General features: G+C 39.5%; 20 protein-coding genes, 1 rRNA gene and 1 pseudogene. 5 read left to right on the top strand and 17 right to left on the bottom strand.

Annotated features, from left to right (window positions below):
• Positions 1–62: 62 nt before the first annotated feature.
• Together AC0UA9_RS15120 and AC0UA9_RS15115 are read left to right on the top strand one after the other, a co-directional pair.
• Positions 63–1388, top strand: coding sequence for a uroporphyrinogen-III C-methyltransferase (locus AC0UA9_RS15120; protein WP_475661212.1), 1326 nt, complete (start codon positions 63–65; stop codon positions 1386–1388).
• Entirely contained in the window at positions 1385–2596 is a 1212-nt protein-coding gene (locus tag AC0UA9_RS15115) for a heme biosynthesis HemY N-terminal domain-containing protein (protein WP_475661210.1), read from the top strand. The genes AC0UA9_RS15120 and AC0UA9_RS15115 overlap by 4 nt, the downstream gene beginning before the upstream one ends.
• Positions 2597–2615: 19 nt before the next feature.
• On the opposite strand, the gene AC0UA9_RS15110 is transcribed toward AC0UA9_RS15115, so the two are convergent.
• The 9 genes from AC0UA9_RS15110 to trxA form a co-directional block, all read right to left on the bottom strand.
• A complete protein-coding gene (locus AC0UA9_RS15110) occupies positions 2616–4166 on the bottom strand; it encodes a flavodoxin domain-containing protein (protein ID WP_475661208.1) in 1551 nt (516 codons plus the stop codon).
• A 100-nt stretch (positions 4167–4266) separates the two neighbouring features.
• A complete protein-coding gene (locus AC0UA9_RS15105) occupies positions 4267–5106 on the bottom strand; it encodes a DUF4198 domain-containing protein (RefSeq protein WP_475661206.1) in 840 nt (279 codons plus the stop codon).
• A 29-nt stretch (positions 5107–5135) separates the two neighbouring features.
• Positions 5136–5666: a DUF2271 domain-containing protein gene (locus AC0UA9_RS15100; RefSeq protein WP_475661202.1), complete on the bottom strand. Its 531-nt coding sequence runs from the start codon at positions 5664–5666 to the stop codon at positions 5136–5138.
• Between the two features lie 44 nt (positions 5667–5710).
• Positions 5711–6310, bottom strand: a complete 600-nt coding sequence (locus AC0UA9_RS15095) for a PepSY-associated TM helix domain-containing protein (protein ID WP_475661200.1) — start codon at positions 6308–6310, stop codon at positions 5711–5713.
• Between the two features lie 35 nt (positions 6311–6345).
• Entirely contained in the window at positions 6346–8724 is a 2379-nt protein-coding gene (locus tag AC0UA9_RS15090) for a TonB-dependent receptor domain-containing protein (RefSeq protein WP_475661198.1), read from the bottom strand.
• 309 nt (positions 8725–9033) lie between these two features.
• Positions 9034–9747 (bottom strand): NAD(P)H-flavin reductase, encoded by a 714-nt coding sequence (gene fre / locus AC0UA9_RS15085; protein WP_475661197.1) that lies wholly within the window; start codon positions 9745–9747, stop codon positions 9034–9036.
• Between the two features lie 25 nt (positions 9748–9772).
• A complete protein-coding gene (ubiD, locus tag AC0UA9_RS15080; protein ID WP_475661195.1) occupies positions 9773–11269 on the bottom strand; it encodes a 4-hydroxy-3-polyprenylbenzoate decarboxylase in 1497 nt (498 codons plus the stop codon).
• Positions 11270–11405: 136 nt separating this feature from the next.
• On the bottom strand, positions 11406–12665 hold the full coding sequence (gene rho, locus AC0UA9_RS15075; RefSeq protein ID WP_475661194.1) for a transcription termination factor Rho: 1260 nt from the start codon (positions 12663–12665) through the stop codon (positions 11406–11408).
• 392 nt (positions 12666–13057) lie between these two features.
• Positions 13058–13384 (bottom strand): thioredoxin TrxA, encoded by a 327-nt coding sequence (gene trxA, locus AC0UA9_RS15070; protein WP_475661193.1) that lies wholly within the window; start codon positions 13382–13384, stop codon positions 13058–13060.
• Between the two features lie 191 nt (positions 13385–13575).
• Between trxA and rhlB the strand changes: the two genes are divergently transcribed.
• The gene (gene rhlB, locus AC0UA9_RS15065) at positions 13576–14847 is read left to right on the top strand and encodes an ATP-dependent RNA helicase RhlB (protein ID WP_475661192.1); all 1272 of its coding nucleotides are present in this window, start codon (positions 13576–13578) and stop codon (positions 14845–14847) included.
• 18 nt (positions 14848–14865) lie between these two features.
• Entirely contained in the window at positions 14866–15828 is a 963-nt protein-coding gene (locus tag AC0UA9_RS15060; protein ID WP_475661190.1) for a Ppx/GppA phosphatase family protein, read from the top strand.
• A gap of 169 nt (positions 15829–15997) precedes the next feature.
• Here the strand turns inward: AC0UA9_RS15060 and hemB are convergent, their stop codons facing one another.
• The 7 genes from hemB to tatA form a co-directional block, all read right to left on the bottom strand.
• Positions 15998–17035, bottom strand: a complete 1038-nt coding sequence (hemB, locus tag AC0UA9_RS15055; RefSeq protein ID WP_475661189.1) for a porphobilinogen synthase — start codon at positions 17033–17035, stop codon at positions 15998–16000.
• Positions 17036–17230: 195 nt separating this feature from the next.
• Complete coding sequence (locus AC0UA9_RS15050) at positions 17231–19096, bottom strand: diguanylate cyclase (RefSeq protein WP_475661188.1); 1866 nt, start codon at positions 19094–19096, stop codon at positions 17231–17233.
• 26 nt (positions 19097–19122) lie between these two features.
• Positions 19123–19920 carry a TatD family hydrolase gene (locus tag AC0UA9_RS15045; RefSeq protein WP_475661186.1) on the bottom strand — a complete coding sequence of 266 codons (798 nt, stop codon included), beginning with the start codon at positions 19918–19920 and terminating at the stop codon, positions 19123–19125.
• Positions 19920–20447 (bottom strand): hypothetical protein, encoded by a 528-nt coding sequence (locus AC0UA9_RS15040; protein ID WP_475661184.1) that lies wholly within the window; start codon positions 20445–20447, stop codon positions 19920–19922. Before AC0UA9_RS15040 ends, AC0UA9_RS15045 begins: the two co-directional genes overlap by 1 nt.
• Positions 20444–21229: a twin-arginine translocase subunit TatC gene (gene tatC / locus AC0UA9_RS15035; protein ID WP_475661182.1), complete on the bottom strand. Its 786-nt coding sequence runs from the start codon at positions 21227–21229 to the stop codon at positions 20444–20446. The genes AC0UA9_RS15040 and tatC overlap by 4 nt, the downstream gene beginning before the upstream one ends.
• Complete coding sequence (gene tatB / locus AC0UA9_RS15030) at positions 21229–21702, bottom strand: Sec-independent protein translocase protein TatB (protein ID WP_475661180.1); 474 nt, start codon at positions 21700–21702, stop codon at positions 21229–21231. The genes tatC and tatB overlap by 1 nt, the downstream gene beginning before the upstream one ends.
• A 3-nt stretch (positions 21703–21705) precedes the next feature.
• Positions 21706–21954 (bottom strand): Sec-independent protein translocase subunit TatA, encoded by a 249-nt coding sequence (gene tatA / locus AC0UA9_RS15025; protein ID WP_475661178.1) that lies wholly within the window; start codon positions 21952–21954, stop codon positions 21706–21708.
• 242 nt (positions 21955–22196) lie between these two features.
• Here tatA and AC0UA9_RS15020 point away from each other — a divergent pair.
• A pseudogene (locus AC0UA9_RS15020) lies at positions 22197–22376 on the top strand (IS630 family transposase); the annotation flags it as partial.
• Between the two features lie 260 nt (positions 22377–22636).
• Here AC0UA9_RS15020 and rrf read toward each other — a convergent pair.
• Positions 22637–22751, bottom strand: a 5S ribosomal RNA gene (rrf, locus tag AC0UA9_RS15015).
• Positions 22752–22965 lie beyond the last annotated feature (214 nt).

Genomic DNA, 22965 nt, shown 5'->3' with positions numbered 1-22965 from the left:
TTAAATTAACGAGAACTTAGCTTAGGTCTATAACAGGCTTATTTTAAAGAATGGAATGAATAATGACTGAATCAAAAACGCCGTCAACCTCAGAAAAACTGAGCGAATCTACCAGCAAAGTCAGTTCAAAAAAAGATGCTACTCAACAAAAAGATATCAAGCAAAACGATGTCAAACAAAGTGCTACCAAGAAGCCTCCTACCGCTGCAGCGTTAAAAGAATCAAACGCAGCAAGCAGAAAGCTATCTAAATTAGCACTACTCGCCCTGCTTGTTGCCATCGTCGCGCCTGCAGGGCATTTCTATTGGCAGCAATTACAAAGCCAACAAGTCGTGCAAACACTTACTAGTAAAATAAGTAATGAAAATAACGCAACCTTACAACGTTATAAAGCTAATATACAGCAAGCATTGGGCAATCAAGAAAGAGACTTAGCCGAAAAAATTCAACAGGTTGCCCTTAACATAAGCCGTGTTGCTCAAGATGAAATTGATGCTCTTAACGCCAAAGTAGCGCAACTTGAACAGGGAATTAAAGCGAAGAAGCCAAGTGACTGGCTATTGCACGAAGCCGAATATTTAATTCGTATCGCTGCACGTACCTTATGGCTAGAGCATGACGCTACTGCCGCTATTGGTTTATTAAAAGACGCTGATGCCCGTTTAACTGAATTAAAAGACCCTGCATTTTTACCCGTGCGTGAAGTAATTCGCCAAGATATTAATACACTTGAACTCATGCCCTCGTTAGATACCGACGAAGTCGTTTTAACACTCATGGCACTAAGTAAACAAGTTACGCAATTACCGTTAGCAATAACAACCCTAGGCACTGAGAATGCAACTAATACAGTACAATTATCTGACAACATTAGTGATTGGCAAACAAATCTAGCTATTACATGGCAAAAATTTTTAGATGACTTTATTAGTGTGCGCAAAAGATCCGGTACGGTCGAAGCTTTAATCTCGCCCACACAACAAGAAAACTTAAAACAAAACTTACGTTTAAAGCTTCAGCTTGCGTTATGGTCTGCGACCGAACGTAAAGGCGAGGTTTATCAACAATCATTAAGTGACATCAAGCAATGGCTTAATGAATATTTTGATATGAGCGATAATGTTAACCAACATTTTGTTAAGACACTAAACGACTTACAACAAAAGCAAATTAATTTTAATTACCCCAGTGAACTTGGCGCATTAACGGCAATTAGAGCAACATTAAGCGCTCAGCAGGCTACACCGGTAAAAAGCAAAACAAATACCCCTTTGAAAAAACCTAACAATACGCTTAACAATGACGGGAATAACCTCCCTCCGCAAGAGCAAGAAGATAAAACACAAGAGCCCCCAGCTGAGCAGCCAAAAAGTGAGGGCATTATATGATTCGCTTTATCGTCATTATCGCGCTTTTTTTCGCTGTTTTAGCACTGAGCCCGTTATTACTTGAAGAGCCTGGCTATATTTTAATTAGCATGGGTGAAACTATCCTTGAGCTAACAGTATATGCGGCACTCTTTTGGATAACAGCAACATTGGTTATATTGTTTTTTGCCTATAAGTTTGTTCGCGGCGGCTTTAAAATCAGCTTTAAGGCTTGGCATACCCTCGCCTTTGCTAGCAGAAGACGCGGTATTGCCCAATTCAATAAAGGCTTAGCTGCTTATATGCTTGAAGATTATCAAACAGCAGAGCAGCTATTTGCCAAAAGTGCTGAGCCCGCAAAGCGTCAGCACAGTGCTTATTTACTTGCCGCGGCCGCCTCAGCGAAACAGCAACTCGATGCTAATACCAACCACTATTTAGCTTTGTTAGCGCAAGCGTCTACCAAAGAAGACAACACTAACCTTGCCAGTGTTATTGTAAAAGTTAAATTGTTAATGAACCAAGCAAACAATGAAGCCTATAAAAAAGCACGCAGCTTAATTGACGAACACCACAAACAAATTGGTCATGACGCCCGCTTACTTGCCTTAGAAATAAACTTATGCTTGGCTGAACAGCGCTATGAAGCGGCTATTGCTTGGTTAACGCTAGCACGTAAAGACAAAAACATTGCCGACAAGGTTGTGCAAGCTTGGGAAGAAACAGCTTATTATGGTGCGTTTAACGCGCTTATTATGCAAAAAAATCAAACTGATTTACAAGCTTATTGGCAAAGCCTTAGCCGTAAAACCAAGCAACGCGAAGCGGTGTTGTTTTCTTACTGCCGAGTATTAGCTGAACAGGGTATTAACGAGCCTCTGGTAAGCTTAATCGCCCCCAGACTCAAAAAACAGCCTAGTACACACTTTTTACAGCGTTTACGTAACTTACCGATAAAGCAAAATGATGCGCTGATCGCGATTGTACAAAAGCACCTTCATAACGATAGACACAATGCACAGTGGTTAAGCTGTTTAGGGCACTTAGCACTGATGAGCGAGCAATGGTCTATGGCAGAAAAAGCCTTTAGAAGCTTAATTAACCTTGAGGCGAACCAACAAGAAAAACAATATGACAAACAAGATTTACAAGCACTTGCACAAGCATTAATGGCAGAAGGTCAGCACCAAGCTGCCAATGAGGTATGGTTAAAAATTGCTAAGACCTAAACCTCATAAGGCTTCACTGCTAATATACATCTCGAATATATCGCTGCTGCAGTTGTAACGCCTCAACGTTTGACTGCCCAAGCACTTCTATTAACGTTTGGTGAACGCTTTCGCCCATGCCGGTTAAACAGCCGCAAACATAAATAAAAGCGCCTTTTTCTACCCATTTGGTAAGCATTTTATCTTCTTGCAATAGTATGTTTTGTACATATTTAGGGTGTTGCGCATCATTAGAATACGCACAGCTTAATTGTGTTAACACGGTTTTTTGCAGTGCAAATAATTGCTGATTAACCGGTAATAACGGCTGACTATTGCGCTCACCAAAGATTAACCAACTATCGCCAATTTGTTTTTGTCCTGAGAACTGCCGTGCCGCTATCTGAGCTTTTAAACCGGCCAAACCACTGCCAGCACCAATCAATATTATCGGTTTACTTTGGTCTATGTGATGATGTAAACCCACGCCTCTCATTTGCCCTTCAATAACACTGCCTATTTGGCAAGTATTACTTAAAAAACCAGAAGCTAGACCAAAATTTATGCCTTTACTTTCTTTGGTTGCATCGGTTAATGCGCTAGCGTTAAGCGCAGGGTTAGTTATGTTGTTTTTTTCCAGTAAGCGAACAATAAGCGTTAATTGCCCTGTTTGTGGTACGGAGGCAACCGAGTAACTGCGTTTGGCTAAATAAGGTAGTTTATTTAATAACTCGTCAATTGCATACGGGCAAGATGTCGGTAACTCTCTTACTAACAACCACTGCTTTAGTGGCTGTTGGCAGCCTTGATGGGTTAGCCAAGTATTACCATTAAAATTATGTTCTCGTAGCCAATCCTCTACAAGTACCATTGGTTGCTCTGGTTGTACATCAATTAAATCACCTGCTTGCCAATGAGGTAATGGGCCAACACTAGAAAAACTTAATTGAAATAATTTTGCATCGTTACAACCAGGGTTAAGTAGCTCGCGCTTGGTGAGTTGCCAATATTGCGCTGTTTTCACTTCAGACTTGAGTGCTGGGGCGTTATCTACTTTAATCCAATTGGGCGTAATACTAGCCAAATCGGTTGTTTGTTCGTTGTACTTGTCTACAGTAATCATCTCTTCGAGTGATTGCGCACCTGCTGCCTTCATCATTTGATCAACTTGGTAACCAAAGGCGCAAAATTTTGGGTAGGTGCTATCGCCTAATGCAATAATGGCGTAATGCAAATGATGTAAGCGTTGACTAGACAGCACTCTTGACAACCTAGCAAAAAAAGCTCCATTATCCGGTGCTTCGCCGTCGCCATAAGTACTGACAACAAATAATATTTTTTCAATGTGCTTTAAATGTTCAAGTGTTAGGGCGTTTAAGGCGATGACACTTGACGGTTGTGTGAGGTTCAACGCCGATGCACAGCGTTTGGCAATCGCTTGGGCATTACCTGTTTGACTGGCATAGGCAATTAATATCGATGCGTTAGCCGCTGGCGCGCTAGAAAACTTTAAGCGATGTAAGCGCCACATCACCGCACAAAGTGCCAACCATGCCGCACTTAAAACAACAATAATAAATAGACTTTGCATAAAATATTTAAACCAAACAGGTGAGTAGTTACTTTAGCAGCACGTTAGTCAGCCTACGCCAATGCAAGCAGCTGACTAACGGTTGTAAACTATGCCGTCATTACTGTGGAAAAACAGCAAAGGTTGCGCTGTAACTACCAGTACGGCTTGTTGCTGGAGCTTTTGCTTTATCATCTTCAAATTCAGCCTCTAGTAAATACATACCCGCTGCTGGCCAAGTAATATTCACGTAGCCTTTGGCATCAGTTACTAGGTCAATTTGATTTTGCTCATTGCGATAACGCGTATTGCCTTTAACAATAGCTAATTTTACACCAGCAACTGGTTTACCATGAAATAAAAATTGAAACTTTGCCGTTTCACCAACAAATAGGTCATTGGGGTGGGTCTCAGGCACTAGCTCTAAGCCCGAGTTGGTTGGCTCAAACACTTTTTCTGTTGGCTCACCTGCGGTAACAAATGTTTCTAAACGACGGTAAGAGCGTGATACTTTTAACGCATCAGCGTTTTTAGGTACTTCTGTTGCAAAGTCAGCTTCATTGGCGACCTTACCACGCGCCGGCCATCTTTTGCGCTTACCTTCTTTGTCTTTCCATGACGCACGTAAACCGCCAGAAGCATAACCAATTTTATAAGTACCTTCTGTCACTAAGTTTACGTCAAATGTAGAGCGGAACTTACCTGTGTGTGCGTTAACTACATCAATTGATTTACCTGTTGGGTCTTGTACCATTAAGCCTTTCATACGTAATGGTACATACTCAAAAACAAATAAAGAATTTGAAACTGCTGCGTCAAAAGTAACCCAAGGTGCTTCTCCTGATAAGCTAGTACTGCTGGGTAAAATCCATGCTCTGTGGGCATTAGCGCTTAAACTCAAGGTTAAACTCATCGCCACTCCAATAGAGAGTAATGCCTTAAATGGTGTAGATATTTTCATTGTTTTATTCCTTAACTGTTAATTTTTTATTAATTTAAAGTGACTTTAACAACACCTAGTTCAGTGCTGCCTTGCGCTTTTAATGGGTATTTATTTGATTGCAGTGGCAATTGCAAAGGAATATTTAACACTTCTTTGCCGCCTACTTCTCTTGATGCCTCAATACGCAATTGGTATTCGCCTGCCGGTAATGCCTTAAATTGCTTTAGAGCAATGGAAATAACATGGTTTCCAGGCCCTTTGGTTGCAGAAGTTAAACCATCAAACGGTTGTGCTGCTTTTCGACCAATGCGTCGCCACCATTGGCGAATGTCTTTCAGCCATTTTTTCCCTTCGTCATCTTTCATGTCATGGTCATACCATAACGCTATTTGTTTGCCTTTACGGCTGCTATCTTCTAACCATATAGCAACATACGGCTTATGATACTCTGCAACCTTCATCCGTGGTATTTCTACCCCAATTAATAAACTATCAGCGGCGAATGTGACACGACTAAAAATAATACCTAATGCTAGAACGGCACAAAGTGACATGTTGAAAAAAACATTACGACTCATTAGTTTTCCTTTTAAATTATGTTGGCTGTAACCTGACAGCTTAATTAATGTAAACTACTTAAAATAATAACAAGCGGGACCAGTATGCCTAATGACACCATTGGCCATGTTGATAAGCGAAACCCAGATTGTTTGTACAATAACCACAAACCACTCAAACAGAACACAATACAAATAACGGCAAAGATATCAATAAACCAGCGCCAAGCATCATTGGTGTAACGGCCTTTATGCAAATCATTAAAAAATGAAATCCAACCGCGATCTGTATGTTCATAAATAAGCTCACCGCTTTCAAGGTCAATAGAAAGCCAGGCGTCTACACCAGGGTTTGGCATTGACAAATAAAACTCTCCATCGCTTAATTCACCCACGGCATTTTTGGCGATATACACCCCGTGCTCTGCAACTAAATAGTCACTGACAACACTGAGTAAGGTGGTTTTTCCTTCTTCAATAGCGAACCAAGGTTGCAGCAAGTTGGCCGGTAACTCTATTTCAAGTGTAGTGATCTCTGAGTTTGCAGGAATATCACCAGCATGGTTAAGTGTAATACCCGTCCAAGAAAAAAACAGCATACCTACACTACAAATGGCCGCACTGATCCAATGCCATTGCCGTGCGTTACCCAAAGATATTGTCATATGCTGTTTCCGTGTTACTCGTTATTTGTTTTTAGTTAAAATGAAGCGTTAATGCTTACCCAATAGCTACGTGCTTTATCTTTAATGTTGTAATCATCAGTAAAAACCACTTCGTCGTCATCGTATGAATATAAACCGTCGTTATCTAAATCAACATAACTTGTTGTATACGAGGTAAAGTCTTCATTAAGTAAGTTGTTTACGCGTAAGTTAACTGTGAGATTATCAGATATTTTATAGCGAGCGCCAAAGTTTACCGCACTATAGTTTTTGTAATAAAGAGGTTTATCTAAGACACTATTCCAGTCTCTATAGCGATCTGAACGTATTTCTAATTGCAAATAAGCATTCAGCTTTTCTGTGATTGTCCAGTCAGTATTTACATTGGCCATATGTTCTGCCGTATTCGTTAATGGTTGACCTGCGCTTACACCGCTTTTTTGCTCACTATCTGTCCAGGTGTAGTTAGCACTAACATTCCAATTGTCTGTCATAGCGACCCTGCCCGCCACTTCAATACCTTGAATATCTACTTTGTCTATATTTATTTTTTGACTATAGGTTGTATAACCTAATTCATCATAAGCACCGAGGTTTACACAAGGGCGCACTCCTGCGGTTGCCTCACAACTTTGCACAGTGTCGCCTCGTGCAATTTTGTCTTCAAATTTAGTATTAAAGTATGTAATGTTGAAATTATGCCCTGCTTCACTATCACTCCAATATAGGGCAATTTCACTGTTAACACTGGTTTCTGGCTTTAAATCAGGGTTACCTGCAAAAGGAGATGTTCCTTGGCCACCAAAACCTGTGATGCCATCATATAAATCTGTTGTTTGTGGTGTTTTAAAACCAGTGCTGACCCCTCCTTTAATTGTCCAATTATCTGACAGGGTATAAACCGAGTATAAGCGCGGCGAAATGTTGCTACCAAAAACATCGTGATTATCGTATCGAACCCCAGCGGTAATCGTTAAAGGGTCAATAACGGTCCAGTTATCTTCAATGAAAAAGGCATACATTTCTTGCTCTTGCACCCCATTTACTTGGTCATCTTCTAAGCCAAATACCCCATCAAGTAACTCACCTTGTGTAACTTGAGTACCAATAACAAATGTATGGTACCCCGCAAAATCTTCTACCGGAATGTCTAAACGAGCATCAAAAGTATATTGGCTACTTTCTAACGGGCGTTGATTTCTAGGTAAAAATGTTTCTTCTGCCAAGGCTTTACGGTCAGCCTCTGCCATACCAGCATACTCACCAGTCGCATAATACATTTCGCCTAATAACTTCCGCTCTTCTACACTTAACGGCATAGTGCGGCCATTATTTTGTGTATCAACATAAGCTAAAGAAACAAAGGCACGACCAAAGTCCCAATCACCATTATATGTTAATGACCACCATTGGCGGTCAAATTCTTGTGTGGCGGCATAGCCGGCACGCGGGTTTACTTGACCGTTTTTTTCTGCCCAAATAGATTCGATATTATCTTTTGTGCCTAACGGGTAGCTAATACTGCCACTTTCAACATCATAGTTTGGTGTATTGTCATAGGCTTGATGAGAGTTATCATAATCAAAACGTAGTCTGTGATCATCTCCTGGTGTAAAAGATAAAGAGAAGCCATATTGTTGATTGGTGTTATCTACAGTTTTACCACCGCTGCCAAATCCTAATGAACGATAGTGTATATCGCCATTTGAATCTACCGCTGGCTCAAATTCTGGTGATGAGGCTAAACGTTCATAAATACTTCCCCGCAAACCTAAATCTAACGTCCCTTTAATTAAAGGCCCCATTACCGAGAAATCAGTGGTAATGTCATCACCAAATTGGTCATCACTTTGTAAGCTTCGACCAAAACTTAATGAGCCCGACCATTTACCTTGAGATTTTTTGGTAATAATATTAATAGCACCACCTAGCGCGTCTGCACCATAGAGTGTAGAAGCAGGGCCACGGATAACTTCAACACGCTCAATTGAGTCTAGTGGCGGAATATGACCAAAGGCATTACCACCAAAGTTATTCGGATAAATATCACCATGATTGTTTTGGCGTTTACCATCAACTAACACTAAGGTGTATTCACTCGTTAAACCACGCATACTAATTGAGCCTTGGCCACTTTTGTCACGGCTAGTTCCCACATCAATACCTTCTTGATATTTAATGGCATCTAGCAAGGTTGTAAATGGACGAGTTTGAATATCATCGGCAGTAATAATTGAAATGCTGGCCGGTGCAGCGGTAAGTTTTTGCTCGAAGCCTGTTGCAGTAACAACCATATGCTCTAGTGGTTCAAACGTTTTTAGTTCTGCCGTGTTTGCAGTTTGTGCGTAAACATTTGAACAGCAAGCCAAAGCAATACTCAGCGCTAATGATTGATGTTTAAAGTTGATATTCATTGAAAAATCCCTTGTAAAAAGTTGTGTTGTTATTTTTAATGCGGGCACTTTACAAAACACAATCAAGAATGTCAATGATAACCATTATCATTTAGTAATCATATTGAATTGAGGTATTTTATTATGGGATAAAGTTATTCGTCTAAAACGGTGGTCGCTTAAAGCGCATGGGGTAGATAAAATATAGCTTTACGTTGATGTCAGCTAAAGCAGAAGAAAGGCATGTTAAGCAAGTTTATAATAACGCCAGAAACCTGCTTAGGCTTTGACGCTATACATCCTTGTACAACGCTTAGCGCTCATTTGTTGTTAGATAAAAGCAAAAGCATCTCCATACATGTGCTCTAACAATGCACCACGTTCAATAAAGTCGTCACGAATTACACCAACCATTTCAAACCGCCCAGCAAGGTATATATCGTAAGCTTCTAAATTATCAATGTCGTGCATAACCGCTTGATGCACTAAACCTGTTTTACCTTGCCAGCTTTCCATGGTACCCACATTTTCAATCACGGGGATAAAGTTAGCATGGGGTAACTTAGCAATAATAGCTGCTGTTTCTGCTAACTCATAAGCTGCTGAAAGCTCACGTAAGCCCCAATATACCATAATATGGCGTTGTGAGTTTTGTTCCGCTAAATATTCAAACATTGATTTTATATACGAAAACCCTGTGCCCCCTGCCAGTAATAATAAGGGTCGTTCACTGTCGGTCCGTAGCTGAGCTGTCCCTAACGGGATTTCAACCGCAACAGGTTTATTGTTGGCCAGTGCGGCTTGCAACCGCTCAATCACTTGCATTGGGTAACTATTCGCGACAAAGGCACCAATTTGCAGTTCTATCAGCTCATTATTAGGCGAGCTCGCAATAGAAAATGCACGCTTATCGTCCTCGCTCATGACAAAATTTAAGTATTGGCCGGCAGCAAAGTCGACTTTTGTTTCTGGTTTTAGTAGCACTTTATAAACATGAGCCGTTAGTGATGTTAACGACACAATTTGACAATTAACTATATTCATTCATTAAACCTTTCTGTAAAATTTTTTAATTATTTGCTACTGGCAAAATATCAAGCTCATGCCATATTTCATCAACTTGCTGCTTGATAGCTTCATCCATAACAATAGGCTCACCCCATTCTCTATTGGTTTCACCTGGCCATTTATTGGTCGCGTCTAAACCCATTTTTGAGCCTAGACCAGATACAGGTGAAGCAAAATCTAAATAGTCGATCGGGGTGTTTTCTATTAATACGGTGTCTCGGCTTGGATCCATACGTGTAGTCATCGCCCAAATAACATCTTCCCAGCTTCTTGCATTGACATCATCGTCACACACAATAACAAACTTTGTGTACATAAATTGACGTAAAAAAGACCAAACTCCCATCATCACGCGCTTAGCATGTCCTGCATACTGTTTTTTTATAGTGACTACGGCTAAACGGTAAGAACAGCCTTCGGGAGGCAAGTAAAAGTCTTGAATTTCAGGAAACTGTTTTTGTAAAATAGGCACAAAAACTTCATTTAAAGCCACCCCTAAAATTGCTGGCTCATCAGGTGGTCTACCGGTATAGGTACTGTGGTAAATAGGGTCTTTACGCATCGTAATATGAGTGACAGTAAAAACAGGGAAGTCATCAACTTCGTTGTAATATCCCGTGTGGTCACCATAAGGCCCTTCTGGTGCTGTTTCATCTGGATCTAAGTAGCCTTCTAAAATAATTTCTGCGGTAGCAGGCACTTCTAAGTCATTGCTTATCGATTTCGTGACCTCTGTTTTAGCGCCACGTAATAATCCGGCAAAGGCGTATTCTGACAGTGTATCAGGTACGGGTGTCACGGCACCTAAAATGGTGGCAGGGTCTGCCCCTAGTGCAACAGAAACGGGGTATTTTTCCCCTGGGTTAGTTTTCTTAAACTCTTGAAAGTCAAGCGCGCCACCACGGTGAGATAACCAACGCATAATAACTTTATTTTTAGAGAGTACTTGTTGCCGGTAAATGCCTAGGTTTTGTCGCTCTTTATGTGGCCCTTTAGTCACCGTTAATCCCCAAGTGATTAAGGGAGCCACATCGCCTGGCCAGCACGTTTGAATTGGCAATTTCGATAAATCAACCTCATCGCCACTAAGTACTATTTGCTGACAAAGTGCTTTTTTAACCAGTTTAGTTGGCATGTTAAGCACTTGCTTATAAATAGGTATTTTACCTAATGCATCGCGAAATCCCGTTGGTGGTTCAGGCTCTTTAAGCATAGCCAGTAGCCTACCAACATCACGCAATGCTTCGATATTATCTTGCCCCATAGCCAAAGCCACACGCTCAGGCGTACCAAAAAGATTGGTTAATACGGGAACATGGTATGGCTTGCCCTGTTCATCTACCGCATTTTCAAACAGTAACGCAGGCCCTTTAGCACGCAAGGCCCTGTCGCTAATTTCAGTCATCGTTAGGTGGGTAGAGATAGGACTACTAATACGCTTTAACTGGCCTACTTTTTCTAACTGGCTGATAAAATCTCTTAAATCATTATATTTCATATAGTTTTCCATTATAGAGCAAGTAAACGCTACCTTGATGTTAAAAAATGCTCTTTAATTAAACCAGATAGACTGGATGCGAATATCTAAAAAAAAACCAGCCACAATGACTGGTTTTCGGTAATACGACAATATATTATTTACGTTTCATTGAATCGAAAAATTCATTGTTGGTTTTGCTCATGGCCAGTTTATCAATAAGGAACTCTATCGCGCCTATTTCATCCATTTCATGCACAATTTTGCGTAAAATCCACATTTTTTGTAATTCATCAGGTTTAGTAATAAGCTCTTCACGACGCGTACCACTACGATTAATATTAATCGCTGGAAAAACACGCTTTTCAGATATTTTACGTGACAGGTGTAATTCCATATTACCTGTACCTTTAAACTCTTCGTAAATTACTTCATCCATTTTCGAACCGGTTTCTACTAGTGCTGTCGCGATAATGGTTAAGCTACCACCCTCTTCAATTTTACGTGCTGCACCAAAGAAGCGTTTGGGGCGATGCAGTGCATTCGCATCAACACCACCGGTTAAGATTTTACCAGAGGAAGGTATAACTGTGTTATAAGCACGCGCTAAGCGGGTAATTGAGTCGAGTAGAATAACAACATCTTTTTTATGCTCAACCAAACGCTTAGCCTTTTCGATTACCATTTCAGCGACTTGCACATGACGACTAGCGGGCTCATCAAATGTTGACGCAATAACCTCACCTTTTACTAAGCGATCCATTTCTGTTACTTCTTCCGGTCGCTCATCAATAAGCAAAACCATTAGTTCGGCATCTGGTTGATTATGGGCAATACTTTGGGCAATATTTTGTAATAATAACGTTTTACCTGCTTTGGGTGGTGCAACAATTAAACCACGCTGCCCCTTACCTATTGGTGATGCTAAATCTAAAATACGAGCAGTTATGTCTTCAGTAGAGCCATTACCACGTTCCATGGTAAATCGTTCGTTTGGGTGAATAGGTGTTAGGTTTTCAAAGAGGATTTTATTACGAGCGTTTTCTGGGCGGTCAAAGTTAACTTCTGTAACTTTCAATAAAGCAAAGTAGCGTTCACCTTTTTTGGGTGAGCGTATTTTACCTTGAATTGTATCGCCTGTTCGCATGCTAAAGCGACGAATTTGACTAGGCGATACATAAATATCATCTGGTCCAGCTAAGTAAGATGAGTCTGCTGAACGTAAAAAGCCAAACCCATCTTGTAGAATTTCTAAAACACCGCCACCAAAAATATCGTTATCATTTTCAGCATGTTTTTTTAATATAGCAAATATTATATCTTGCTTGCGTGTTCTAGCGAGGTTTTCTAGCTTCATTGTTTCGGCTAGTTTAACTAATTCATTGATGGATTTTTCTTTTAATTCGGTAAGGTTCATAGGGGGTTTCTTAAATTATTTTAAGTGTTTATGCCTGAGGCGATTGCCAACGGCAGTATATGTTAAATATGATTTTATAATCTTCGTATCTAATATTGACGCTATTTATATAATAATGACGCTAAAAAACTAGCAAATAAAGACAATAAAATAGGGATAAAGGGGTGTTGTTTTTTACTCAGGGCAACAATTTAGCATTAAAAATGAACTAGGTAAAGGCGCTAATTAAAATGTAAGAAAAAAAATATGGATTTTTTATTATATCCTCCAAGCACTGGCGCTAGCATACTTGCCTTATAAATAATAAGCCGCCGCTGTTAAATAGGTAATAAAAATGCCGCGTACCAAAAAAATAGCGGCATTAAATTAGTAGAAATATGAAGCACTATGCCTTAAAGGTTTTTATCTAAAAACTCTTTTAATTGAGTTTTTGAAAGTGCACCAACTTTAGTGTCAGCAATTTCACCATTTTTAAATAATAACAGGGTTGGTATCCCTCTCACACCATATTTGGGTGGTGTATCTGAGTTTTGGTCAATATTTAATTTAGCTACAGTGACCTTGCCTTCATATTCGGTAGCAATATCATCAAGCACTGGCGCTATCATTTTACAAGGGCCACACCATTCAGCCCAAAAATCAACTAATATTAAACCAGATGCTTTTAAAACATCTGCTTCGAAACTGTCATCAGTTAGCTGAATAATTTTGTCGCTCATCTCTTTCTCCGTTCATTATGGCATTAGCGCCGATCTATAAATTATAGTATTTACTGTTTCGATAAAACCTTTATATTATATTAATGGGGTTTAGTTACTAAAAGATCAAGTTTTGATTTAAACTTAATGCACTTTAATCACGCTAAAATAAAATTAGTTATTAACTAATTAAAAGGTGTTAAGCTAGCGCCATGAAAAAAACACACTTAACTGAAATAAAATTCGCAGACTTAAATCTTGCTCCGCAAGTAGTAACCGGATTAGAAGCTATGGGCTTCGAACATTGTACGTCTATTCAGGCGAAATCCTTACCTGTGCTGCTTCAGGGCACTGATATTGCTGGTCAAGCGCAAACAGGAGAAGGTAAAACCATTGCTTTCTTAGCGGCAACTTTCCATCACTTATTGCAAACAAAAGAAGCACCAACACATAATCAACCTCGAGCATTAATTATGGCGCCTACGCGTGAATTAGCGATTCAAATTCACCGTGATGCCATTGAAATGTCGAAAAGTACAGGGTTACGCCTTGGTGTTGTTTATGGTGGCGAGGGTTATGAAAGCCAGCGTTTAGCGCTAGAACAAGGGGTTGATATTTTAATTGGCACCTGTGGTCGTTTAATTGATTACATGAAGCAAGGCATATACAACTTAAGGCATACTGAGGTTGTTGTACTCGATGAAGCAGATCGAATGTTCGATTTAGGCTTTATCAAAGACATTCGTTATATGTTTAACAAAATGCCTGCGGCTACAGAACGTTTAAGCATGTTATTTTCGGCTACTTTATCATTTCGTGTCAAAGAGCTTGCTTTTGACCACATGAATGACCCAACCAGTGTAGAAGTAGCGCCTGAGCAAAAAACTAATACACGTATAAGTGAAGAACTCTTTTACCCCTCCAATGAAGATAAAATGTCTCTTTTACAAACACTTATCGAAGAGGACTGGCCTGAAAAAGCCATTATTTTTGCTAACACTAAACATGTATGTGAAAAAGTTTATGACCACCTCGTTGCTGATCAACTACGTGTTGGTTTACTAACGGGTGATGTACCTCAAAAAAAGCGCTTGAAAATATTAGAGCAATTCACTGAGGGTAGTATAGATTTTTTAGTGGCGACTGATGTTGCGGCGCGTGGTTTACATATTCCAGCCGTGACACATGTGTTTAACTATGACTTACCTGATGATTGTGAGGATTATGTCCATCGCATTGGTCGTACTGGTCGCGCGGGGGCAACTGGGCATGCTATTAGTTTAGCATGTGAGCAATATGTATTTAATTTACCAGACATTGAAGCATATATAGAGCACTCGCTTCCGGTAACAAAATACGATGCTGATGCATTAATTGACGATTTACCTAAGCCTAAACCCCGTCCTCGTCGCCAAAGACCTAATTCAGGTCGCCCTGGTGGTAATAGACAAAACGGTAACAGTAATTACCGTGGTCGTCGATAAGCCTATTAGCCAAGTATTATGTCTATCTCTGATACAATACCACAGTACGATGTTAATCATTATGCTGTGGTTGATCTCGGCTCTAACAGTTTCCATTTACTGATTGTTAAGCGCCAAAAAAACCAACTAATACCAATAAGTAAAGTTAAACAAAAGGTGCGTTTAGCGGCTGGGCTAAATGAACAGTTACGCCTTAGTTCTGAAGCCATGAAGGGCGGTTTAGACTGTTTAACACTATTTGCCAAGCACCTTGCCAGTATTCCTGTCAATAATATCCGTATTATCGCAACAGCTACATTAAGAATTGCCACCAACCGCGATGAGTTTCTGGAGCAAGCCGATAAAATTCTACCCGTTAGCGTAAAAGTTCTCAGTGGTGAACAAGAAGCCGAGGCTATTTACAAGGGGGCGACCTATGCTTGTAGCACTCCTCCTGAGCAAAAGTGTTTGGTAGTCGATATTGGCGGCGCTAGTACTGAATTAGTAATAGGCCAGGGATTAACGGCCCATAAAGCAATTAGTTTAGATTTAGGCTGTGTAAGTTTTAATACTCGCTTTTTTCCTAATGGCCTATTAACAAAGTACAATTTTACTAGAGCAATCAATGCTGCTAGCCATATGATAATGCCTATCAGTGCAGATTTTATTCAACAAGGGTGGCAATCTGTTATTGGCCGCTCTGGCACACTACAGGCTTTAACTGAGATTTTATCTTATCGCCAGCAAACAAGAGCCCAACCACCAGCAATAACGGCTGATTTTTTACAAGAAATTCAGCAAGCCTTAATTGAATATAAATCCGTAGATAAGATCGCTTTTGATGGTTTGCGCCCCGATAGAGCTGCAGTATTAGCCAGTGGTTTATGTATATTAATCGCGCTCTTTAATTGTTTTAAAATTAAAGCGCTTAAATTATCTACAGGAGCCCTACGAGAGGGCTTATTATCAGAAATGCTAGCTACCCAAAAGAGCTCTGACTAAAGCGAGCAAACTTACTCTTTAACCCAAACACGGCTTACAATACGCTATGCTTGATAATTTTTTAATACAAAGCAAACTTCGCGTCAATAGCGAGCCTATTGTAAGTCAATTTATCGATGATATCAGGAAAAATAGCTGCGCGAGAAACACTTATTAAACCGAGATCTGGTTATTGATCTTCTTTTAACCACCTTGCAACTTGTTTCGCAAAATAGGTCAGAATACCATCAGCACCTGCTCGTTTAAATGCAAGTAAACCTTCCATAATACAGGGCTTTTCTGCTAACCAACCATTTTGAATCGCCGCCATATGCATGGCATATTCACCACTAACCTGATAAGCATAGGTGGGGACTTGAAAGGTATCTTTGACTCGGCGTACTACATCTAAGTAAGGCATGCCTGGCTTCACCATAACCATATCAGCCCCTTCTGCAATATCTTGTGCTACTTCGTGAAGTGCTTCATTACTGTTTGCGGGATCCATTTGGTATGTATGCTTATTGCCTCCTTTTATATTTCCTGCAGAGCCGACAGCATCACGAAATGGGCCATAATAATTAGAGGCATACTTTGCTGAATAAGCTAATATTTTTGTATTAACAAAACCATTTGCTTCAAGGGTTTCTCGAATAGCGCCAATACGACCATCCATCATATCTGATGGAGCTACAATATCAGCACCAGCTTGCGCATGGGATAGCGCCTGCTTTACTAAAATATCTTTGGTCACGTCATTTAATACGTAACCTGTTGCGCCTGCTTTATTTTCATCGCTCTCACTTAAAATACCGTCTTGGCCATGTATTGTAAATGGGTCAAGCGCTACGTCAGTAATAACAGCTAACTGCGGGAACTTTTCCTTTAATGCACGAACAGCACGCTGTGCTAATCCTTCCGGATTATAAGCTTCTTCTGCCATTAATGATTTTTTTTCGCTAGGTGTTACTGGAAATATAGCAATCGCCGGAATCCCTAAGCCAACCAGCTCTTGCGCCTCTTCAAGCAGTAAATCAATTGTTTTACGCTGTACGCCTGGCATAGAGTCAATAGTTTCTTGTCTATTCTCACCCTCAAGGACAAATACTGGGTAAATTAAATCGTTTACTGTCAGTTCGTTTTCGGCCATTAAACGCCGAGTAAAATCATCGGTACGCATACGGCGCATACGACGGGCGGGATACTGACCAAAAATATTATTACTCATGACTTCTTCCTAAGTTGCTGTGCTTATGATAAGTGTTTAGCAGTTTCTTGCTAAACACATCTATTGGTTAAGATAACCCACTACTGCCATGTCTATTGAATAGTATGAATAACTCACTATTAGCATAAACTTTTGGCCAGTACCTTGTTTGCTTTACATAAAACTATATCGCCTCATTTAGAAGCGCTGCTATTATTACGTTTTGCCTACTTTTGTTTGATTCCGTCCATGATGTTTCGCTTGATAAAGTGCTTTATCTGCACCTGAAAATATTTGCTCTGGCTTAACATTATCTTGCTGCTCATAAGTAAATACACCATTACTGATGGTTAGTTGAATATTGAAGTTTTTGTAGATGCAAGCTTGTGTTTCAACTTTTTTTCTTAAGGTTTCTGCAAGCGCTACCGCTCCTTTTGTATCTGTGTCTGGCAATATTAAACAAAATTCTTCACCACCGTAACGAAAGGCCATATCACTACTTCGTTTTAAGCTTTGCTTAATATGTTCACTAAGCCATTGTAAACAATAGTCACCCGCTAAGTGCCCGTAAGTGTCATTAACCGTTTTAAAATGATCTATATCTATTAGGATTAAGCTCAACGGGGTTAAATTTCGTTTACTACGACGATATTCTGCGAGAATCTTTTGATCATAATAACGGCGGTTAAATAAACCTGTGAGTTCATCAAGAGTATTTTTTTTCTTGAGTTCAGCATTCACTTCTTCTAATTCTTGTAAGGCAATATTAAGCTCTAGTGTACGTTCTTGCACTCGGTTTTCTAATTCTTCTTGGCTTTGTGATTGTAATGTTAATAACGCTTGATGATCTCTTTCAGACGCAATCGCACTGGCTAGTGCTTGGCGCTGAGCCTCTTGTTTATCAAGTAATTGATAGCTGTACTGACGGCTCATTAGTAAGGTAACTAATAAACAATTAGTCCAGAATAAAATGCCATAAAATAAACTTCGGTAAGTTACAAAGCCTATATCAAGCCAATTAACTGAAACAATAACCACTAATACAAAGCCTAATTGCATTGCCATAACAAAAGAAAAGAGCAATGCTAAGCGGCTGCTTTGTTTTTGTAAATACAACCCTAATACCATTAAAAATAGGTTAACTAATGTATAAATAGCCATGCTGATAGCAATATTATCTACTACTGATAACTTAAGGCTTAAAGGGATGTACAAGAGTAAAATTAAAATATAAAGACGAATGGTCTTATAGAGACTGTAAAACCTTATTTTTAAACGAAAGAGTAGAGTAGTGAATAATAATAAAAATACGGCTGATATTGCCGACAGCACAGGAATTTCGGCCCCTATTAACCCTGGCGCATCTGGAAATAAGTAACTTAAGTTAAAACCAAGCATCGCGGAAAGCATGCAGGTATTCGTTAAAAAATAACTGCATAGTATAAGAATCGGTTTATCCTTAGTTGCAAAAAATAACAACATGATGGCCACTGAAAGAAAAAATAAACCACCAACAAAAATACCTTGTTGAAATTGTAGTGCATCACCCGCTTCAATATATCCAGTAACTGAATACACTTTTATCGCAGAGCGAAGTTGTGTCGCGCTTTCTACCGATAAATATATAATTGTTTGTGAATAGGGTGCTACTGTAATGTTAGTCGTGAGATTATTACCTCGTTGCAACTGCATTATTTTTTGTGTTGTATCGCCATCATCTCCAACTAGAAACAACGCTACCTGTTCCATTCTGACTTGATTGGCTACTTCAAGGTATACTGCCTTTTCTATTTTGCGGTTATTAGTTAATTCAAAAGCAAACCAATTCTTACCTGTTTGTATTTCTATATCGCCATTGGCTAAATTTTTTTGTTGCCAGTTTATTTCAGTGAAATCTCGGACAATACTTAGTGTGTGCGCCTCTGGTTCAAGCCAATACAAATAGTTAACAATAAGGTGTTTATCTTGATTTAGCTGATAGGAAGGAACTTTTACATTCGCTTGTGCAGCAGGCATCACTAAAAACACTGAAATTATCATCAATAAGATCAGTATGGTTTTTAATAGTTGATTAAAAAACATAAATATAGTGCTGCTTAATATAAGGGCTAAGTAGAGATGTTAAAAGCTTGTTGTGCGTTAATGCTAGTTTGACAAGCTAAATCAATGGGGTCAAGCGCTATAATACTGGCTATTTTGTCAATAACAAAAGGCAGGTAACTGGGCTCATTACGGCTAGTTTTAGGTTTTGGTCTGATTGTTCTGGGCATCAAATAAGGCGCATCGGTTTCTACTAGCAGGCGGTCCAAAGGAATTAACTTTACAATTTCTTGTAAAGAGGTGCCTCTTCTTTCATCGCATACCCACCCCGTGATCCCAATATACATACCTGCATCTATGCATTGTAACAATTCTTCTTTGTTTCCAGTAAAGCAATGAGCAACCATGGCAGGCACTTTGTCAACATAGGGTTTTAATGCTTTAAACCAAAGTTCAAATGCATCCCTTTGATGTAAAAATAGTGGCATACAAAGCTCTGCCGCTAACTGTATTTGCGCCTTAAATACTGTTAATTGTTGAGTAGGGCTAGAAAAGTTTCGATTGAAGTCTAAACCGCACTCGCCTATTGCTTTAACCCGAGGGTGGCGTGCTAGCTGTGCTAGGTCTGCTAAATAATTGCCATTGACCTCATCAGCATAATGCGGGTGCACACCTGCAGTGGCGTATAAGACATTGGGAAATTGTTCTTGATAGTGTTGGCAAAGCGCTAACGCTTGCTCGCTTTCATTAACGTTAGTTCCTGTGATAATTAAGTGAGTCATCCCTTTACCTTTAGCACGGGTTATTAACTCAGATCGGTCTTTATCAAAGCGCTTATTGGTTAAATTAACCCCAATATCAATCATTACTTAAGTCGCTTAACTCGTATTGTCCTATTACTACCTTCTTTTGATAAGTACACAGCACCCAGACCTCCTTTATTTAAATTAACCCTATCGCCTAGGGATAGTCTAAGGCTAGCAGAATCTGTTTGTTGCCATTTTTGGCCATTATCAAAATCAATAACCCACTGGCCCCGAAGTAACTTTTTAAGCCTGCTAATCGTCGCAATAATGCTGTCAGGGCTTTGTTCATTTTCCGGTTTCTGTAAGTTTTCGCTGGCAAAGGCGTCTATTTTTTTAGCTGCAACAAGCTCTGCGTCTGTGGCTTGGCTATTACGACTTGTAACCGCTGCCCGTTCCGCCTTATTGACAGCAGTTAAAGAGGCTAAATTTTTGCTTGCTAACTGATCAAAACAGACTAAACGTTCATCATCATTAGCGAGGGTAGTACAATGTAGCATACGCTTATTAAGCTCATTATTTTCTGCCAATGCGCTCCATGACAAAAAACTACCAAGCAAACTAAGCAGTATAATAAATTTTACGCTCATGAATTATCCTTCTCTAAGTCTAAGCCTTCGTCTTCTTTATTATATAAAGACGCAACAATAATACCAATTTCAAATAATATTAACATAGGTATTGCCAGCATAGACTGAGAAATGATATCGGGTGGGGTGAGCAGCATACCCATAACAAATGCAGCAACAACAACATAAGGACGTTTTTTTCGTAGGCTATTAGGTGAAGTAACACCGGTCCAACACAATAAAATAATGGCTACCGGAATTTCAAAGGCTGCACCAAAAGCAAAAAATAGCTTTAATACAAAGTCTAGATAACTACTGATGTCAGTTGCTATTACCACTCCCTCAGGTGCAACCGAGGTAAAGAAGGCAAAAACCACAGGAAAAACGATAAAATAGGCAAACGCAATACCACTGTAAAACAATAGCGTAGATCCTAGCATTAACGGTGCTACTAGCCTTTTCTCATTTTGATATAACCCCGGCGCAATAAAAGACCACATTTGATAGAGAATATGTGGCATAGCAAGAAAGATTGAAAGCACTATCGTTAATTTAAAGGGTGCAAAAAAAGGTGATGCAACATCTGTTGCAATCATTTGCGAGCCAATTGGCATAGTTTTGAGCAGCGGTTGTGCTAAGTATTGATATATATCTTGAGCAAAATACACTAAACAACAAAAAACCAACAACACCCCTAAAACGGCACGAAGTAACCGAGATCGTAACTCAAGTAAGTGATCGAAAAGTGTAACAGTTTTTTCAATACCTGGTGTAGTGGTCTGGTCTTGCTTTGTTGAGTTCATTATTCTTTTTTATCGTTATCTACATCTATAGTAGAATCATGAGTTACTGGCGAAGATAGTATCTCATTGTTGTTCAACCCGTCATCTTCATTTGACTTTTTGTCTACATGTGTAGCTTTATTCGTATTAGATGTAGCTAAAGAACTAGAAATCATCGAATCTAAAGCTGAGGTATCTACTTTTTTAAATGGTTCATTAACCATCGCTGCAGCCTCTTTTAAAGATTTAAGAGATTCAGCTACTTCCGGGGATAAGTTTTTCATTCCCCCCTGCTCAGCTTTTTTTAAATTAGCATGTAATTCATGAACCCTTAATTCTTCTGTTAGCTCTGACTTTACTGTATCACTGAATTTACGCACACCAGTGATCCAACCTTTCACTGTTCTTATAGCCACAGGTAAACGTTCTGGACCAAGTACAACTAAGCCTATAATAGCAATAAGCATTAATTCCCAAAAGCCAATATCAAACATGCGTTATGCCTGGCTGTTTTCTTTTTTGCTTTCTTTGTCGTCCACTTCAGTTTTTGCAGCGGTATTATCCCCTAAAGAGTCCGTGCTATTTTGTGATTTTTTCGTTGCATCAGTTTCATCCGACACAGCGTTTTTAAACCCTTTAATAGCTGATCCTAAATCACCACCTAAATTACGTAATTTTTTAGTACCAAATAATAAAATAACGATCACCGCAATAATTAATAATTGCCAAATACTGATACCGCCCATAACAAACTCCTATAAACTATTTGAGCCTAGTATACACTGAAATATATTCACTAAACGAGCGAAAGCATCGATTGTTTAACAAATTTATGCGCTATAACAATAACTGCGAGCAATTATAGACTTTATCAAGATAAATTTTTAACTTAATTGTTTTTTATATTATAAAGTAAGACAGAAAAGCACTTTCAAGCTCATTAAATTATTACCGGTTATCCCTGAACTTTTGAATAGTACCAGTTAGTATAAATCCAATAGAACAAGTGTAGAGTTGGTTACGCCAACATCATTTAGCGAATAGGTGTTTTAAGGGATATGATGATAGCGTTGATGCTTGTTCACAAGCATGGAACTCATTTGTTAGTGATGCGAAACGAGTAACAGAAATGTGCAGTAGAGATTGGATTGAATTAGGAACAATTTAAGGTGGAATGGTATTACTTTTCCTAAACCCTACAAAGCAAAAAGCCCGACGCTTTCGCATCGGGCTTCTCTAAAGAGAAGAACACCCACACGCTATCATCATCCGGCGCTACTGCGTTTCACTGCTGTGCGCCGCGGCTGTATTAGCGAATGGGTTCAGGTGGAGCCACAGCACTATTGTTGTATTTTTTAATAGCTAACAGCAAAAAGCCCGTCACTTTCGTAACGGGCTCTTCGGGTGTACCTTGCGGTACGAATAGAAGTTTAGCAATGTCCTACTCTCACATGGGAACTCCCACACTACCATCGGCGCTACTGCGTTTCACTGCTGAGTTCGGAATGGGATCAGGTGGTACCACAGTGCTATTGTCGCTAAACAAAAAAGGGACAATCTAGAAATTTGATATAAATAATTAACAATAAGTTCAAGTAACACGAGTACGTGATTTTTCTCTCTCTAGAGCGTAATTTTTGTCAAACTTTTTGACAGCGATAAATCGCTTAATAACGACGTAATTAACCGCGACGTGTAGGCTTTTCTACACGAGCTTTTCATTACTAAGTTAGTAAGTGACTTTAGCCTGTCAATAC

Source organism: Colwellia sp. F1 (assembly GCF_056238625.1).
The sequence above is the reverse complement of the archived record's forward strand: the minus strand, read 5'-3'. Positions and strand labels throughout refer to the sequence as shown.

Excerpts from the sequence above, each read along its gene's own strand:
- tatC (WP_475661182.1), bottom strand. The coding sequence starts at position 21,229 with ATGAACTCAACAAAGCAAGACCAGACCACTACACCAGGTATTGAAAAA.
- AC0UA9_RS15110 (WP_475661208.1), bottom strand. The coding sequence starts at position 4,166 with ATGCAAAGTCTATTTATTATTGTTGTTTTAAGTGCGGCATGGTTGGCA.
- AC0UA9_RS15045 (WP_475661186.1), bottom strand. The coding sequence starts at position 19,920 with ATGATTGATATTGGGGTTAATTTAACCAATAAGCGCTTTGATAAAGAC.
- tatA (WP_475661178.1), bottom strand. The coding sequence starts at position 21,954 with ATGGGCGGTATCAGTATTTGGCAATTATTAATTATTGCGGTGATCGTT.
- AC0UA9_RS15115 (WP_475661210.1), top strand. The coding sequence starts at position 1,385 with ATGATTCGCTTTATCGTCATTATCGCGCTTTTTTTCGCTGTTTTAGCA.
- rho (WP_475661194.1), bottom strand. The coding sequence starts at position 12,665 with ATGAACCTTACCGAATTAAAAGAAAAATCCATCAATGAATTAGTTAAA.
- tatB (WP_475661180.1), bottom strand. The coding sequence starts at position 21,702 with ATGTTTGATATTGGCTTTTGGGAATTAATGCTTATTGCTATTATAGGC.
- hemB (WP_475661189.1), bottom strand. The coding sequence starts at position 17,035 with ATGAGTAATAATATTTTTGGTCAGTATCCCGCCCGTCGTATGCGCCGT.
- ubiD (WP_475661195.1), bottom strand. The coding sequence starts at position 11,269 with ATGAAATATAATGATTTAAGAGATTTTATCAGCCAGTTAGAAAAAGTA.
- AC0UA9_RS15090 (WP_475661198.1), bottom strand. The coding sequence starts at position 8,724 with ATGAATATCAACTTTAAACATCAATCATTAGCGCTGAGTATTGCTTTG.
- AC0UA9_RS15095 (WP_475661200.1), bottom strand. The coding sequence starts at position 6,310 with ATGACAATATCTTTGGGTAACGCACGGCAATGGCATTGGATCAGTGCG.
- AC0UA9_RS15050 (WP_475661188.1), bottom strand. The coding sequence starts at position 19,096 with ATGTTTTTTAATCAACTATTAAAAACCATACTGATCTTATTGATGATA.
- AC0UA9_RS15060 (WP_475661190.1), top strand. The coding sequence starts at position 14,866 with ATGTCTATCTCTGATACAATACCACAGTACGATGTTAATCATTATGCT.
- rhlB (WP_475661192.1), top strand. The coding sequence starts at position 13,576 with ATGAAAAAAACACACTTAACTGAAATAAAATTCGCAGACTTAAATCTT.
- AC0UA9_RS15120 (WP_475661212.1), top strand. The coding sequence starts at position 63 with ATGACTGAATCAAAAACGCCGTCAACCTCAGAAAAACTGAGCGAATCT.
- AC0UA9_RS15105 (WP_475661206.1), bottom strand. The coding sequence starts at position 5,106 with ATGAAAATATCTACACCATTTAAGGCATTACTCTCTATTGGAGTGGCG.
- AC0UA9_RS15040 (WP_475661184.1), bottom strand. The coding sequence starts at position 20,447 with ATGAGCGTAAAATTTATTATACTGCTTAGTTTGCTTGGTAGTTTTTTG.
- AC0UA9_RS15100 (WP_475661202.1), bottom strand. The coding sequence starts at position 5,666 with ATGAGTCGTAATGTTTTTTTCAACATGTCACTTTGTGCCGTTCTAGCA.
- trxA (WP_475661193.1), bottom strand. The coding sequence starts at position 13,384 with ATGAGCGACAAAATTATTCAGCTAACTGATGACAGTTTCGAAGCAGAT.
- fre (WP_475661197.1), bottom strand. The coding sequence starts at position 9,747 with ATGAATATAGTTAATTGTCAAATTGTGTCGTTAACATCACTAACGGCT.